The sequence below is a fragment of the Streptomyces sp. NPDC051963 genome, assembly GCF_044593495.1.
In the GTDB taxonomy this organism is placed as follows: domain Bacteria; phylum Actinomycetota; class Actinomycetes; order Streptomycetales; family Streptomycetaceae; genus Streptomyces.
Window position 1 is genome coordinate 468,027 of record NZ_JBIUCC010000003.1, and the last position, 14,048, is coordinate 482,074.

Genomic DNA, 14,048 nt, shown 5'->3' on the forward strand with positions numbered 1-14,048 from the left:
GATCGTGGAGCCATGCAGGAGCAGCGGCGGTTCGACGTGTGGGCGGCGGGGGCCGCCTACGAGCGGTACATGGGCCGGTGGAGCCGAGCGGTGGCGGAGGAGTTCGTCGCGCGGCTCGACTGCGCGGACGGTCTGCGCTGGCTCGACGTGGGCTGCGGGACGGGTGCGCTGTCGGCGGTCGTGGCCGCGAGGCGCTCACCTCTTCGGATCGTGGCGTGCGACCGGTCCGAGGCGTTCGTGGGCTCGGCCCGCGCCACGGTTCCCGGCCCGGTGCGCTGTCTCGTGGCGGACGCGTCGTCACTTCCGGTGCGGGATGCGGCGTACGACGTGGTGGTCAGCGGTCTGACGCTGAACTTCCTTCCGCGGCCCGCCGAGGCGGTCGCCGGGATGGTACGGGCGCTGCGCCCCGGCGGTCTGGCCGCGGCCTATGTGTGGGACTACTCCGAGGGGATGCAGTTCCTGCGCCGCTTCTGGGACACGGCCGTCGCGCTGGACCCCGCCGCGGCGGCGCTCGACGAGGGCCGCCGGTTTCCGGACTGCCGGCCGGACGCGCTCCGCGCGTTGTGGACGGGCGCGGCGCTGGTGGACGTGTCCGTCACCGCGCTCGAAGTGCCCACGGTCTTCGCCGACTTCACCGACCTGTGGCAGCCGTTCCTCGCCGGACAGGGCCCCGCGCCCGGATACGTGGCCTCCCTCACGGAGCCCGACCGGGACCGGCTGCGGGACGCGTACGAGACGGCGGTGTCCAGTCGGCCGGACGGCTCGATCCCGCTCACCGCCCGGGCCTGGGCGGTGAGCGGGCGCAAGGGCGAAGGGCGGGAGAGCCCTACTTGATGACCGCGTTCGCCACGACGACGACCAGCCCGAGCATCGCGTCCGCCGCGCCGATCAGCAGGGCGGAGCCCCAGCCGCGTCCGGCCCAGCGGGCGGTGACCAGGCCCAGGGTGAAGAGGAGGCTGATGTTCAGGACGAACGCCGGGTACTCGACGCCGTTCGGGGGCCACCAGCCCCAGCCCGCTCCGGCAAGGATGAAGACGGTGGGGACTACGGCCGTGACCAGTGGCCATTCGTCGAGGAGGGTGCGCAGCACCGAGCGCAGGGCGGCCCAGCCGCGGTGCGGTCCGCGCTCGGCGATGATGTGCGCGTAGCCGTGCGCGAGGGCGGAGGCGAGCGCGGTCACCAGCAGCCAGAGGGCGTCGTAGCGGCGGCTCGCGCGGGATGCGTGGCCGTACTGGGTGAGCGCGGCGACCATGGCGCAGGCCAGTACGGAGCCGTAGACGCCGCCGAACAGCACGGCCGACCGCGTGTCGTGCGGGTGCGATTCGGGGAGGGACGCCGGTTTGGCCACCATGGGTGCTCTCTTCACGGCCGTATGAAATGTCCCGTAAACGATCACCCGGCGCCTTCGTCCCCGCCACCCGGCACGCGACGAAGTGTCCGCCCCCATGGCCCGATCCCCCACACTGTGTCGGCGCCGCCCGACGATCACCCTCGCTAGGGTCGCCCCATGACCCACAGCTTCGTACTCCACATCCCCGACGCCGAACTCGAACCCGAGCCGCTCGCCCCGGAGCAGATCGTCTCCGGGACGCCCGAGGTGACCGGCAAGGTGGTGTGGGAGTCGGAGGACGGGCGGCAGGTCCGCGGGATCTGGCAGATCACACCCGGGGTCGTCACCGACACCGAGGCGGACGAGCTGTTCGTCGTGGTCAGCGGGTCGGCGACCATCGAGGTGGAGGGCGGGGCGACGCTGACGGTCCGGCCGGGCGACATGGCCGTGCTGCGCGAGGGGGACCGTACGACGTGGACGGTGCACGAGACGCTGCGCAAGGCGTACGCGATCAACCTGTGACCTTCGCCGGGGGCCGCACGGCCACGGGCTCGTCGAAGCCGCTGTACGTGGTGGTGGTGTCGAGGTCGGCGCTCTTGTAGACGACCTTGAGGATGTACCGCTTGCCCTCGGTGGTGACGTAGAAGGTGTAGGTGCTGCCCTTGTCCGCCTTGTCGGTCACCACCAGCGCGGTCGCCTTGCTGCCGTCGACCTTCGTCGTCCCGCCCTTCTTCGCCGTGCCGAAGGAGGCGAACTCCCGGGGACATGCGACCAGCCCGTCGCCCGGCACCGCCTCGCTGGTCGGTTTCTTGATCCAGATGTCCTGCTTCTCCGCACCGGCCGTGGACCGGCCCGACCACTTGTCGAGGTAGGTGCGATTCGGTCGGACATAGTCCGTCCCGCCGATCCGGATCTGTTCGAGGACGGCCCCATTGGGCCAGGTCACCTTGGACGCACACCTGGTCCTCAGATCGGTCGTCACCCGGCTGGAGAAGCGATCACCGGTGGTCTTGGTGGTGACCGAGTCGATGGTCACCGACTTGAGCGCACTCATCGTGTCGTTCGCGTCGTCGAGCATCTGCTGGGCGGACCGCTCCGGCGTGGTGCCGTCCGAACAGCCGACCACGGTGGTCCCCGCCACCAGACATGCCACGGCAGCCGTCACAACGGTCGATGTCGTTCGCAAGAGATCCCCCCGGATGTCGAGCGGTCAGGCTACCGGACCTGATCACTCGGGGATGCGGTGGTCCCGCGGATCTCCAGCGTCGGCGTGGCCAGGTGGACGCCCCCCTCTCCCCCGCGTCCTTCGAAGCGGTCGAGGAGGCGGCGGGCGGCGCGGCGGCCGACCTCGTGGCCGGCGTTGTCGACGGTGGTGAGCCAGACGTGGCGCAGGCGGGAGATGCTGGTGTTGTCGTAGCCGACGACGGAGACATCGTGTGGGACGCGCAGGCCCAGCTCGTCGGCCGCCGACAGGGCGCCGACGGACGCGATGTCGTTCACGGCGAAGACGGCGGTCGGCCGGTCGGGGCGGCTGAGCAGCCGTACGGTCGTCCGGTAGCCGCCCTCCTCCGTCATGTCGCTCGGTTCGACCACCGCGCCGTCCGCGAGGCCGTGCGCCCGCATCGTCGCCTCGAAGCTGCGCCGCCGCAGCTCGCCGACCGCGCCGAAGCCCGCGATGTGCGCGATACGCCGGTGGCCGAGCCCGATGAGGTGCTCGGTGACCAGCCGCGCGCCCTTCTCGTCGTCGCCCGCGACCACGTCGACACCGGCCGGCACGGCCTCGCGCGCGCCCGCGGCGACGACCGGGATCCGTACGGCAACGTCTCCGAGCGCCGCCGGGTCGGGCAGGGTGCCGACCACGACCAGGCCGTCGACCTGTAGGTCCAGGAAGGGACGGGCGAGGTCCTGGCCTATGCGGCGGTTGAGGCGGGCGTCGGCCAGGAGCATGTGCAGGCCGTTGTCGTGCAGCAGCGAGTTGAGGCCGTCGAGCAGATCGACGAACCAGGGGTTGCGCAGGTCGTTGAGGAGGACGCCGACCATGGGGGTCCCCCCGCTCGAGCGCAGCCGAGAGTGGGGGAGGGAGCGCTGCTCGCTGAGGCTGCGCGCGGCGGCGTTCGGCCGGTAGCCGAGCTCGCTCACCGCTCGTAGCACGGCCTCCCGCTTCTCCGGCCGCACCTGGGCGGAGCCACGCAGCACCAGCGAGACCAGCGACTTGGAGACACCGGCCAGTTCGGCCACGTCTCGGATCGTCGGCGCTCTCATGGTTTGGACCGTTCCATGAGGCCCGGCGCTTGTCAAAGGGCCTTGACACAGGCAGTGACCGCGCTCAGGGTGGCCTGGGCAGGCAATGGACCGGTCCAAAGAGCCAGAAGAGGGGCTGTCATGGTGGATGCGCTCGGTGTCGCCGTCATCGGATTCGGCTGGATGGGCCGGGTGCACACCCAGGCGTATGCCCGCGTCCTGCACCACTACCCCCAACTGCCCCTGCGGCCCCGGCTCGTGAGCGTCGCCGAGGAGGTGCCCGGCCGGGCCGAGGAGGCCGCCGCGCAGTTCGGCTTCGCCTCCACCACCCGTGACTGGCGCGAGGTGGCCACCGACCCGCGCGTCCAGGCGGTCAGCATCACCGCCCCGAACTTCCTGCACCGCGAGATCGGCGTCGCGATGGCCGAGGCGGGCAAGCACATCTGGATCGAGAAGCCGGTCGGCCTCACCGCCGAGGACGCCCGGGCGGTCGCCGACGCCGTGACCAAGGCGGGCGTGCAGAGCGCCGTCGGCTTCAACTACCGCAACGCCCCTGCCGTCGCGGCCGCCCGCGAGCTGATCGCCGCCGGCGACATCGGCACGGTCACCCATGTCCGCATCCGGCTGTTCAGCGACTACGCGGCGCATCCCGAGGGCGCGCTGACCTGGCGGTACGAGCGGGAGCGCGGCGGCAGCGGAGTGCTGGGCGACCTCGCCTCGCACGGAGCGGACCTGGCCCGCTTCCTGCTGGGTGACATCGCCTCCCTCACCGCCGACACGGCGATCTTCGTCCCCGAGCGGGCCCGCCCCACCGGCGCCACCGCCGGCCACGCCCGCGCCACGGGCGGCGAACTCGGCCCGGTCGAGAACGAGGACTACGTCAGCTGCCTGCTGCGCTTCGCCTGCGGCGCCCACGGCGTCCTGGAAGCCAGCCGTGTCGCCGTCGGCGAGCAGAACAACTACGGCTTCGAGGTCCACGGCACCAAGGGCGCCGTCCTCTGGGACTTCCGCCGTATGAACGAACTCGGCGTCAGCCGCGGCACGGCCTACCAGGACCAGCCCGTCAGCACGGTCTACGTCGGCCCGGGCCACGGCGAGTACGCGGCCTTCCAGCCCGGCGCGGCCAACAGCATGGGCTACGACGACCTCAAGGTCATCGAGGCCCACCGCTTCCTCCGCTCGATCGCGGAGGGCACGTCGTACGGCGCGACCCTTGCGGACGCCGTGCACAGTGCGGCCGTACTCGACGCGATGGCCCGGTCCGCCGAGAGCGGCACCTGGGTCACGCCGTAGGCATGTTGTACGGGGTCACGACCTGGATCGCGGACGGCAGGGTCGGTCCCGCGGGCGGCAGCGCTCCCTGGGCCCGCATGACGAGATGGCAGGCCTCGCGCATGTCCTGGCGCAGGTCGTGGTGGAGGACGGCGGACAGCCGGTGCTCGCGCAGCAGCCGGGTGTTGTCGTGGTCGAGGTCGTGCGCGACGAACACCGCGCACTCCCGGCCCAGGTCCTCGAAGGCGCGCAAAGTCGCGATGTTGCCGCCGCCGATCGAGTAGACCGCGCGGATGTCGGGGTCGCGTTCGAGGGCGGCGCTGACGAGGTCGTACTGCGTGGCGTCGAGTCCCTGCCCCTCGGCTATCTCGACCAGCGCACGGTCGGGATGCCGGGTGCGCATCGCGCCGCGGAAGCCCATCTCGCGCTCCTCCTCGTTGCGGAAGAACTCGCTGCTGAGGCTGGTGAGCACATTGCCGGGGCGGTCCCCGAGCCACTGGCCCATGAGGTACGCGGCGGTCGCACCGGCAGCCCGGTTGTCGATGCCGACGTAAGCGAGGCGCGGGGTGGCGGGCAGGTCCGTCACCAGGGTCACCACGGGTATGCCCGCCTCCACGATCCTGGTGACCGCGGCCGTGATCTCGGGGACGTCGGGCGCCTTGAGGATCACGCCCTGCGAGCCGCGCCGGGCGATCCGGTCCAGGGTCGCGGTCAGCTCCTGCACCGGGCCGGTCTCGCGGAAGTGGAAACGGGAGCGCACCACGGCCGGGTGCAGGGACGGCAGTTCGGCCTCCAGGGCGGCGCGTACGGCGGTGGAGAACCGCTCCGGCGTCTGCATCACGATGTCGATCATGAAGGTGCGGCCGACCAGCCGGACCTGGGTGCGCTGCCGGTCCAGGTCGGCGATGGCCTGCCGGACCTCGCGCACGGTGCTCTCCCGCACGCCGCCCCGCTCGTTGAGCACCCGATCGACGGTGGCCTCGCTCAGCCCCGCCTGACGTGCGATCTCCCGGATCGGGAAGGGGTGACCCATACGGACGTCTCCTCGGATTTCCTTGAGGGGTTTTTGACGGCTGTCTGCTGGTTGTTCGAGGGGTTTGTGCTGACAAGAATGACAGCATTGAGTCGCCGCTGTCACCGAAGGGACGACGATGTCCTCCACCTCCTGGCTCTCCGGCCGAGACTGCGATCTCGGCGCGTTCCGCGCGCTGGTCGAGCAGAAGACCGATGCCGCCGACTACCCCCACGCGGCATCCGTGGCGCGGAACGTCCTGGTCTACGACAGCGACCGGCTGGGCGATGTGAGCCGCCGGGACCTCCAGGCCGAGTTGGTCCGCGCGCTCACCGACGGACCCGGCATCGTCGTCTTCCAGGCGGCCTTTCCTGATCCGGCTGCCGTCGACCGGCTGACCGCCGTCTTCGACGCCCTGATCGCCGAGCAGCGCGCCTCGGGCGCGACCGCCGGTGACCACTTCGCGAAGCCCGGCGCGAACGACCGGGTGTGGAACGCGCTGGAGAAGGCGGCGCTGTACGACCCCGAGGCGTTCGCCGACTACTACGCCAACGACGTCGTGGCGCTCGTATCGGACGCCTGGCTCGGCCCCGGCTACCAGGTCACCTCACAGATCAACGTGGTCAACCCGGGCGGTGCGGCGCAGACCGCACACCGGGACTACCACCTGGGCTTCCTCTCCGACGAGACGGCGGCCGCCTACCCCGCGCGCGTGCACCGCCTCTCCCCCGTGCTCACCCTCCAGGGCGCGGTCGCCCATGGCGACATGCCCGTCGACACCGGCCCGACGATGTACCTGCCGTACTCACAGCGGTACGAGCCGGGCTATCTGGCGTGGCGACTGCCGGAGTTCCAGGCGTACTTCGAGGACCGGCACGTCCAACTCCCGCTCGCCAAGGGCGACGCCGTCTTCTTCAACCCGGCCGTCTTCCACGCCGCCGGCACCAACCGCTCGCAGGACGTGCGCCGGATGGCCAACCTCCTCCAGGTGTCCTCCGCGTTCGGCCGCGCGATGGAGACGGTGGACCGGGAGGCGATCGTGAACGCACTCTTCCCTGTGCTGCTGAAGCGCAGGTCCGAAGGCGAGCGGTGGCTGGACAACGTCATCGCCGCAGGCGCCGAGGGCTACGCCTTCCCCACCAACCTCGACAACGACCCGCCGGTGGACGGCCTGGCCCCGCCCGCCCAGGCGGACGTCGTACGGCGGGCGGTGCACGAGGCATGGACACCCGAGGCGCTGCGGGACGAACTGCGGGCCGGCGCGCAGCGGCGCGACAGCTGAAAGGACCTGACGGACGGCATCGGAAATCGAGCCCGTCCGGCGATCGAGGACGAGCCCGAAGGGCGATCGGGGTCCGGGGCGGAGCCCCGGCAACGGACAGCAACCACACACAGGAAGCAGCGGAGCTCATGCGCATCGGAATCCTCGGCCTCGGCCGCATCGGCGCCTTCCACGCCGAGACCCTCTCCGGACTCGACGTGGTCGAGTCGCTCGTCGTCACCGACCCGTTCGCGGACGCCGCCAAGGCCGCCGCCGAGCGGTTCGGCGCCGAGGTCGCGGACTCGCCCGAGGCCCTGCTGGCCGCCGGCGTGGACGGCATCGTCGTCGCGGCCGCGACGGACGCCCACCCCGCCCTGATCCTGGCCGGCGTCGAGGCCGGCATCCCCGTCTTCTGCGAGAAGCCCGTCGCCAGGACCATGGCCGAGGGCGTCGAGGTGCTCAGGGCCGTAGAGGGCAGCGGCGTACCGATCCAGATCGGCTACAACCGGCGCTTCGACGCCGGGTTCGTCGCCGCGCGTGCCGCCGTGCAGAGCGGTGAGCTGGGCAAGCTGCACACCGTACGGTCGACCACGCTCGACCCGGCGCCGCCGCCGGCCGCGTACATCGCCGCCTCCGGTGGCATCTTCCGCGACTGCTCGGTGCACGACTTCGACATCATCCGCTGGGTGACCGGCCGCGAGGTGACCGAGGTGTACGCGGTCGGCGCCAACCGGGGTGCCGACTACATCAAGGAGGCGGGCGACGCCGACACCACCGGCGCCATCCTCACCCTCGACGACGGCACGATCGCCGTGGTCTCCAACTCCCGTCACAACGCCCGGGGTTACGACGTCCGGATGGAGATCCACGGTTTCGCGGACTCCATCGCCGTCGGTCTGGAGGACAAGTTGCCGCTGCGCTCGGTCGAGCCCGGGGTGACCTTCCCGGCCGGCACCCCGCACGACTTCTTCATGGACCGCTTCACCGCGGCCTACCGCGCCGAACTCACCGCGTTCACCGAGGTCGTGGCCGGTACCCGGCCCTCGCCGTGCACGGTGGCGGACGCGCTGGAGGCGGGCTGGATCGCGGACGCGTGCACGCTGTCGCTGCACGAGCACCGGCCGGTGACGATCGAGGAAGTGCGCTCGGTCTGACGTATGCCATGGGGCTCGGCGGCCGGACCGCCGAGCCCTGTTCTCATGGCTGTACGGGCATGCTCCAGCAGTTGGACTTCGCCGGTTCGCCCGCCAGGCGGTCGGTCAGCCACGAGATCGCGGAGCCCTGGTCGGCGAGCAGGGGTGCGAAGTGGTTGAGCAGTGCGTCGCCGAGGCCGGGCAGGATCACCGCCTTGTAGGTGATGTCGACTCCCTTCTTGCACCAGGCGGCGGCGAGATCGCGTGCCTGTCCGTGCGGGACGAGATTGTCCGCGGTGCCCGTGGCCAGGCGGACCGGGCTCGTCGGCCGCAGCGTGCCGATGCGCTGCTCGTCGAGGAAGGCCTGGACCTCGGGTTCGGACCGGATGATGTCGCTGATGGACCGGCCGTCCTTGGTCCACTTCGTGCTGTTGGCGAAGGCGTAGCCGAAGAGCGCGTCGCCGACGCACATCGTCGACAGGTCCTTCAGTGCGGCCTTGCCCTTGTCGTTGAGGTGCGCGTCGGCGATCGGTTGCAGAGACGGGTCCGACTGGAGGAAGCCGTTGAGCGACCAGCCCAGGGCCCCGGCCAGGTCGCTGCCGTCGATGGCCTCCGTGACCACGTTCAGGTCGGCCGGCGGTGCGCCCGCGTAGGTGCCGGCAAGGGTCAACTCCGGGGCGTACGTGGGCTGGAGCTCGGCTGCCGCGGCCGAGGCACCGCCGCCCTGGCTGTAGCCGAACAGTCCCACGCTCGACCCGGAGGTGACCGACGCTCCGGCCAGGGTGCGGGCGGCGCGGACGGCGTCCAGTACCGCGTGCGCCTCGTCGACGCGGTTGACGTAGGTGTGCAGCCGGTCCGTCGCGCCGAGGCCGGCGTAGTCGGTGACGACGACCGCGACGCCCTTGGCGAGGAGCCGGTAGATCGCCAGATTCTCGTAACCGACGGACAGCGTCCGGCCGTTGAGGCTCAGCGGGTGTTCCAGGCCCATGGAGGCCGCGCACTGGTCGCCCTGCCCCATGGTGCCGGGTGCCACCGCGACGAGCGGACGTGGACCGGAGCCCTTCCAGGTGGCGGCGGGTTCGATGTAGGCGCCGGTGACGGCCACCGGTTTGCCGCCCGAGTCGGTGGACTTGTACATCAGACGGGTCGCCTCGCCCGGCAGCGGTCCGTTCAGGCCGGGCAGGCTCAGGGCCAGGTGCAGCGGCTCACTGCGGATCAGCGCGCCGTTCGCCGTCGGCAGCGAGGCCGGCGGGTTGTAGAACGCGGGGATCGTGACACCACGGGACACCACTTCGGCATCCGATTCCGTCGCCGCGGCGGCAGGCAGGGCCTGGGCGCCGAGACAGGCGGCGGTGGACACCGCTATGAGCAGGCGTCTTCCGAGAGACATGGCAGTCCTCCTGGGAGAGGAATGCGGAGCGGCCCGCCCGGTCTCGTGGGGCGAGGCCGGGCAGGGTGGGGTCGAGGACGCACGTCGTCCCACGGCGTCCTCGGACCGCTCCACAGTGGATTGCCGCGACCCTACTCACAGGTAAGTTACTCGCGGTATCCCTCGGATTATTACGCTTCAGTAATATGACGCTCTGTTTCTCACAAGGATCTTTTCCCGTGGTCAGGCGCCGCAGGACCGCAGGAACTTGCGAGTACGGACAGCGATGGGCAGCGGCTTGTCGGGCTCGCACGGGTACATGTCCTGCTCGACGATCGCGAACAGTTCGACGCCCAGCTTCTGCGCCGCGACCAGAACCGGCTCCAACTCCGGTACCCCGGACGGGGGCTCGCACATCACGCCACGCTGCACCGCCGGCCCGAACGGCACCCCGTTCGCCACCACGTCGGCCAGGATCTCCGGGTCGACCTGCTTGAGGTGCAGATAGCCGATGCGTTCGCCGTACGTCTCGATCAGCTTGACGCTGTCGCCGCCGCAGTAGGCGTAATGGCCGGTGTCCAGGCAGAGGTTGACCAGTTCGGAGTCGGTCGAGTCCAGGAAGCGCTCGACGTGGCCCTCGGTGTCGATGTGGGTGTCGGCGTGCGGATGGACGACGATGTCGAGACCGTACGTCTCCTTGACCTCGTGTCCGAGCCGCTCCATGCCCTTGGTCAGGTGGGCCCACTGCTCGCCCGTCAGCTCCGGCGGTTCGAGGATCTCGGCGGTCTTGTCGTCGCGCCAGAAGGACGGGATGACGACCAGGTGCCGCGCGCCCATCGCCTGGGTGAGTGCGGCGACCTGGCTGACGTGCTCCCAGGTGGACTCCCAGACGGAGGGGCCACGGTGCAGCCCGGTGAAGACCGTGCCGGCCGACACCTTCAGATCACGCCTGGCCACCTCGTCGGTGAGCCGGGCCGGATCGGTCGGGAGATAGCCGTACGGGCCCAGTTCGATCCAGGAGTATCCGGCTTCCGTGACCTCGTCCAGGAAGCGTTCCCAGGGCACCTGAACGGGGTCGTCGGGGAACCAGACGCCCCAGGAGTCGGGGGCCGAGCCGACCCGGATGCGGTCCAGCGCAGGGGTCATGTCACGCCTTCTTCTCGGGGGAGGTCGCCACGGGGGCCTGGAGGTCCTCGGCCTCGGGGAGTTCCTCCACGTCGACGCCGCGTACCTGGGACAACTCGTGCTTGAGGGCGGCGAGTTCGGTGCCGCCGGCCATGTGGTTGGTGAGCTCCTCCAGCGAGATCTCGCTGCGCTCGGCCGACAGTTCCATGGTGCCCAGGCGCAGCACGCTGAAGTGGTCGCCGACCATGTAGGCGTGGTGCGGGTTGTGGGTGATGAAGATGACGCCGAGACCCCGCTCGCGGGCGGCGGCCACGTACTTCAGGACCACACCGGACTGCTTGACGCCCAGGGCGGCGGTGGGCTCGTCCAGGATGAGGACGCGGGCGCCGAAGTAGACGGCGCGGGCGATCGCCACGCACTGGCGCTGACCGCCGGACAGCGTGCCGATGGGCTGCTCCAGGTCATCGAGGATGATGCCCATGTTGCGCAGCTCTTCGTCGGCGGTCTTCTTCATCTGCTCGATGTCGAGGCGGCGGACCGGCCAGGGCCCCTTGGTCATCTCCGAGCCGAGGAAGAAGTTCCGCCACACCGGCATCAGCGGGACCACGGCGAGGTCCTGGTAGACGGTGGCGATGCCGCAGTCGAGGGCCTGGCGGGGGGTGGAGAAGTGCACCGGTTCGCCGTCGACGAGGAACTCGCCCTCGGTGTGCTGGTGCAGCCCCGAGATGATCTTGATGAGGGTGGACTTGCCGGCGCCGTTGTCACCGAGGACACAGGTGACCTGCTGAGGGAAGACCTTCAGGTCGACACCGTGCAGAGCGCGGATGTTGCCGTACGCCTTGCCCGCGTTGCGCAGTTCGACGAGCGGCCCGTCCTTCGTGGGGGCCTTGTCCGCGAGGATGGCGCCGTGGGTGCCGGTTCCGTTCGTGGATGTCATGGGGTCACCTCCTGGTCGCCGTGCGGCTGACCCACAGATTGATCAGAACGGCGCCGAGGAGCATCACGCCGAGGAAGGCCTTGAACCAGTCGGGGTTCCAGCCGGCGTAGACGATGCCCTGCTGCACCATGCCGAACATGAACGCACCGAAGACCGGACCGATCGCCGAACCGGCACCACCGGTCAGCAGACAACCACCGATCACCGCCGCGGAGATGTAGATCAGCTCCTGACCGACACCCTCACCGGACTGCACCGTGTTGAAGGTGAACAGCTGGTGCATACCGACGAACCAGGCACCCAGGCCGACCAGCATGAACAGCGAGATCTTCGTGAACGTCACCGGCACACCGACCGCCCGTGCCGACTCCTTGTTGCCGCCGACCGCGAAGATCCAGTTGCCGTACTTCGTACGCAGCAGCACCCAGGTCGCCAGCGCCGCGAAGACCAGCCAGTACACGATGGTGATCTTCACATTGACGCCGCCGACCTCGAACGACGAGGCGAAGACCTTCTGCGCCTGACTGAAGCCGTCCATGTCGCTGATGTCGTCGGTGGCGACATTGCCGGTGACCAGCTTGGTGACGGCGAGGTTGACACCCTGGAGGATCAGGAAGGTGCCCAGGGTGATCAGGAAGCTCGGCAACCCGGTCTTGACCACCAGCCACCCGTTCAGGAAGCCGACCGCCAGCGAGACCAGCAGCGCGACGATCACGCCGACCCAGACGTTCATGCTCAGCTGGTAGGCGAGCATCGCGGCGGTGAGCGCCGAGGTGATGACGGCGACACCGGCCGACAGGTCGAACTCGCCGCCGATCATCAGCAGAGCCACGGGCAGCGCCATGATCCCGATGGTCGACGACTGGTACAGGATGTTGGCCATCGAGCTGCCGTCACGCACCGGCGGCGCCGCGACCAGGAAGAACACATACACGGCCACGGCACCGAGGAACACCCCGACCTCGGGTCGGGCCAACAGCCGGATCACCAGGGGACGTTCGGTGGTCCGCCCGTCGGTTTCCTTGCCGGGGCCGGGGGCCGGCGGTGTGGTCACCGCCGGCTCAGCCTGTTGGGCCATGCTCATCACCGAGTGCCCTTCGCGGCAAACTCGGCGACGGCATCGACGTTGCTCTTGTCGACGAAGGCCGGGCCGGTCAGCACGGGTGCCTCGCCGCCGCCCATGTAGTTGCCGTTGTTCTTGTAGAGCCACAGCGAGTCGATCGCCAGGTAGCCCTGGAGGTAGGGCTGCTGGTCGACGGCGAACTCGATGCTGCCCTTGCTGATGGCGCCGGTCAGGTCCTTGTTCAGGTCGAAGGTGGCGACCTTGGCCTTGCTGCCCGACTCGGACACCGACTGCGCGGCCGTCAGCGCGAACGGGGCGCCGAGCGCGACGACGTAGTCGATCGCCTTGTCCTGGCTGAGCTTGGCGGTGATCGTCGACTTCACGGACGGCATGTCGGTGCCGTTGACGTTCAGGGTCTCGACCGTGCCCGAGAACGTCTTCTCGACGCCGTCACAGCGCTGGGTGAGGCCGATGTTGCCCTGCTCCTGGATGACACAGACGGCCTTCTTGGCGCCGGCCTCGTTCAGCCGCTTGCCGAGCGCCTCACCGGCCACCGTCTCGTCCTGGCCGAAGAACTCCATCAGGCCGAGCTTCTGCCATTCGCTGACACCGGAGTTGAGGCCGACGACGGGTATGTTCGCCGCCGTCGCCTTGCTCACGACGTCCTTCAGGGCGTCGGGCTTGGCGAGGGTGATCGCGATGCCGTCGACCTTCTGGTCGATCGCGTTCTGCACCAGGCTGGCCTGGTTGCCCGCATTGGGGTCGGCGGAGTAGATGAGCTTGATGTTGTCCTTGGCCGCGGCGGCCTCGGCACCCTTGCGGACGATGTCCCAGAAGGTGTCACCGGGCGCCTGGTGGGTGACCAGAGCGACCGTCATCCGGGGTGTGGTGGCCTTGCCCGCGGAGGCGCCGTCCGCGCTCTCCTCGGCCTTCTTGCCGCCGGAGCTGCTGGAGCAGCCTGCGAGGGTCAGGGCGGCTGCCGCGGCCAGGGCCACAACGGGGGCGAATCTGCGGGAGCGAGAAGAGCGGTCCATCTTTCCTGCACCTCACTGTGCGACGGGGGAGCGACGGGAAAAGGCGGCGGATCTCGGGGATCCGAGAGCCCGGACCCCCCCAGGGTCCGAGTCTTGCACCGCCGAACGCGGCTGATGTGTTTGGGACGGGATCAAATCCCCTGGCATGCCCGCTGTCAATACTTTGTCAAGACATCATTTCACGCTCAGGTCCGAATGTAAGAACAAACTATTGACAGCAGCACCCTAAGCACCTTACAACCTGAGAGTCGGCAGGCCCCCTGGGACCAGC

At 69.8% G+C, this 14,048-nt stretch carries 14 protein-coding genes; 5 read left to right on the plus strand and 9 right to left on the minus strand.

What is annotated here, in order from left to right; all coding sequences use genetic code 11:
* Window positions 1-12 precede the first annotated feature (12 nt).
* Complete coding sequence (locus ACIHFB_RS14395) at window positions 13-834, plus strand: class I SAM-dependent methyltransferase (RefSeq protein ID WP_400126921.1); 822 nt, start codon at window positions 13-15, stop codon at window positions 832-834.
* Here the strand turns inward: ACIHFB_RS14395 and ACIHFB_RS14400 are convergent.
* Window positions 827-1,351 carry a hypothetical protein gene (locus tag ACIHFB_RS14400; RefSeq protein ID WP_365285991.1) on the minus strand — a complete coding sequence of 175 codons (525 nt, stop codon included), beginning with the start codon at window positions 1,349-1,351 and terminating at the stop codon, window positions 827-829. The genes ACIHFB_RS14395 and ACIHFB_RS14400 overlap by 8 nt on opposite strands.
* Window positions 1,352-1,507: 156 nt before the next feature.
* Here ACIHFB_RS14400 and ACIHFB_RS14405 point away from each other — a divergent pair, with 156 nt between their 5' ends.
* Window positions 1,508-1,852, plus strand: a complete 345-nt coding sequence (locus ACIHFB_RS14405; RefSeq protein WP_400126922.1) for a cupin domain-containing protein — start codon at window positions 1,508-1,510, stop codon at window positions 1,850-1,852.
* Here the strand turns inward: ACIHFB_RS14405 and ACIHFB_RS14410 are convergent.
* Both ACIHFB_RS14410 and ACIHFB_RS14415 read right to left on the minus strand, forming a co-directional pair.
* On the minus strand, window positions 1,842-2,495 hold the full coding sequence (locus tag ACIHFB_RS14410) for a hypothetical protein (RefSeq protein ID WP_400126923.1): 654 nt from the start codon (window positions 2,493-2,495) through the stop codon (window positions 1,842-1,844). The two genes, ACIHFB_RS14405 and ACIHFB_RS14410, sit on opposite strands and share 11 nt — an antisense overlap.
* Before the next feature lie 50 nt (window positions 2,496-2,545).
* Entirely contained in the window at window positions 2,546-3,592 is a 1,047-nt protein-coding gene (locus ACIHFB_RS14415; protein WP_365285951.1) for a LacI family DNA-binding transcriptional regulator, read from the minus strand.
* 120 nt (window positions 3,593-3,712) lie between these two features.
* On the opposite strand from ACIHFB_RS14415, the gene ACIHFB_RS14420 reads away from it, so the two are divergent.
* Window positions 3,713-4,864: a Gfo/Idh/MocA family protein gene (locus tag ACIHFB_RS14420; protein ID WP_400126924.1), complete on the plus strand. Its 1,152-nt coding sequence runs from the start codon at window positions 3,713-3,715 to the stop codon at window positions 4,862-4,864.
* On the opposite strand, the gene ACIHFB_RS14425 is transcribed toward ACIHFB_RS14420, so the two are convergent.
* Window positions 4,854-5,876: a LacI family DNA-binding transcriptional regulator gene (locus ACIHFB_RS14425; protein ID WP_365285947.1), complete on the minus strand. Its 1,023-nt coding sequence runs from the start codon at window positions 5,874-5,876 to the stop codon at window positions 4,854-4,856. The two genes, ACIHFB_RS14420 and ACIHFB_RS14425, sit on opposite strands and share 11 nt — an antisense overlap.
* Window positions 5,877-5,994: 118 nt before the next feature.
* Here ACIHFB_RS14425 and ACIHFB_RS14430 point away from each other — a divergent pair, with 118 nt between their 5' ends.
* Together ACIHFB_RS14430 and ACIHFB_RS14435 are read left to right on the plus strand one after the other, a co-directional pair.
* Window positions 5,995-7,137 (plus strand): phytanoyl-CoA dioxygenase family protein, encoded by a 1,143-nt coding sequence (locus tag ACIHFB_RS14430; protein ID WP_400126925.1) that lies wholly within the window; start codon window positions 5,995-5,997, stop codon window positions 7,135-7,137.
* 128 nt (window positions 7,138-7,265) lie between these two features.
* On the plus strand, window positions 7,266-8,270 hold the full coding sequence (locus tag ACIHFB_RS14435) for a Gfo/Idh/MocA family oxidoreductase (RefSeq protein WP_400126926.1): 1,005 nt from the start codon (window positions 7,266-7,268) through the stop codon (window positions 8,268-8,270).
* A 43-nt stretch (window positions 8,271-8,313) separates the two neighbouring features.
* Here the strand turns inward: ACIHFB_RS14435 and ACIHFB_RS14440 are convergent, their stop codons facing one another.
* From ACIHFB_RS14440 to ACIHFB_RS14460, 5 genes are all read right to left on the minus strand, one after another.
* Complete coding sequence (locus ACIHFB_RS14440; protein ID WP_400126927.1) at window positions 8,314-9,639, minus strand: lipase family protein; 1,326 nt, start codon at window positions 9,637-9,639, stop codon at window positions 8,314-8,316.
* Between the two features lie 222 nt (window positions 9,640-9,861).
* Window positions 9,862-10,764 (minus strand): sugar phosphate isomerase/epimerase, encoded by a 903-nt coding sequence (locus ACIHFB_RS14445; protein WP_365285939.1) that lies wholly within the window; start codon window positions 10,762-10,764, stop codon window positions 9,862-9,864.
* Window position 10,765: 1 nt separating this feature from the next.
* Complete coding sequence (locus ACIHFB_RS14450; RefSeq protein WP_400126928.1) at window positions 10,766-11,680, minus strand: ATP-binding cassette domain-containing protein; 915 nt, start codon at window positions 11,678-11,680, stop codon at window positions 10,766-10,768.
* A gap of 4 nt (window positions 11,681-11,684) precedes the next feature.
* The gene (locus tag ACIHFB_RS14455; RefSeq protein WP_365285935.1) at window positions 11,685-12,764 is read right to left on the minus strand and encodes an ABC transporter permease; all 1,080 of its coding nucleotides are present in this window, start codon (window positions 12,762-12,764) and stop codon (window positions 11,685-11,687) included.
* Entirely contained in the window at window positions 12,764-13,777 is a 1,014-nt protein-coding gene (locus ACIHFB_RS14460; RefSeq protein ID WP_365285933.1) for a sugar ABC transporter substrate-binding protein, read from the minus strand. Before ACIHFB_RS14460 ends, ACIHFB_RS14455 begins: the two co-directional genes overlap by 1 nt.
* Between the last annotated feature and the right edge of the window lie 271 nt (window positions 13,778-14,048).

Coding starts and splice junctions, on each gene's coding strand:
- ACIHFB_RS14430 (WP_400126925.1), top strand. CDS start 5,995: ATGTCCTCCACCTCCTGGCTCTCCGGCCGAGACTGCGATCTCGGCGCG.
- ACIHFB_RS14435 (WP_400126926.1), top strand. CDS start 7,266: ATGCGCATCGGAATCCTCGGCCTCGGCCGCATCGGCGCCTTCCACGCC.
- ACIHFB_RS14425 (WP_365285947.1), bottom strand. CDS start 5,876: ATGGGTCACCCCTTCCCGATCCGGGAGATCGCACGTCAGGCGGGGCTG.
- ACIHFB_RS14445 (WP_365285939.1), bottom strand. CDS start 10,764: ATGACCCCTGCGCTGGACCGCATCCGGGTCGGCTCGGCCCCCGACTCC.
- ACIHFB_RS14440 (WP_400126927.1), bottom strand. CDS start 9,639: ATGTCTCTCGGAAGACGCCTGCTCATAGCGGTGTCCACCGCCGCCTGT.
- ACIHFB_RS14450 (WP_400126928.1), bottom strand. CDS start 11,680: ATGACATCCACGAACGGAACCGGCACCCACGGCGCCATCCTCGCGGAC.
- ACIHFB_RS14405 (WP_400126922.1), top strand. CDS start 1,508: ATGACCCACAGCTTCGTACTCCACATCCCCGACGCCGAACTCGAACCC.
- ACIHFB_RS14420 (WP_400126924.1), top strand. CDS start 3,713: ATGGTGGATGCGCTCGGTGTCGCCGTCATCGGATTCGGCTGGATGGGC.
- ACIHFB_RS14460 (WP_365285933.1), bottom strand. CDS start 13,777: ATGGACCGCTCTTCTCGCTCCCGCAGATTCGCCCCCGTTGTGGCCCTG.
- ACIHFB_RS14455 (WP_365285935.1), bottom strand. CDS start 12,764: ATGAGCATGGCCCAACAGGCTGAGCCGGCGGTGACCACACCGCCGGCC.
- ACIHFB_RS14415 (WP_365285951.1), bottom strand. CDS start 3,592: ATGAGAGCGCCGACGATCCGAGACGTGGCCGAACTGGCCGGTGTCTCC.
- ACIHFB_RS14400 (WP_365285991.1), bottom strand. CDS start 1,351: ATGGTGGCCAAACCGGCGTCCCTCCCCGAATCGCACCCGCACGACACG.
- ACIHFB_RS14395 (WP_400126921.1), top strand. CDS start 13: ATGCAGGAGCAGCGGCGGTTCGACGTGTGGGCGGCGGGGGCCGCCTAC.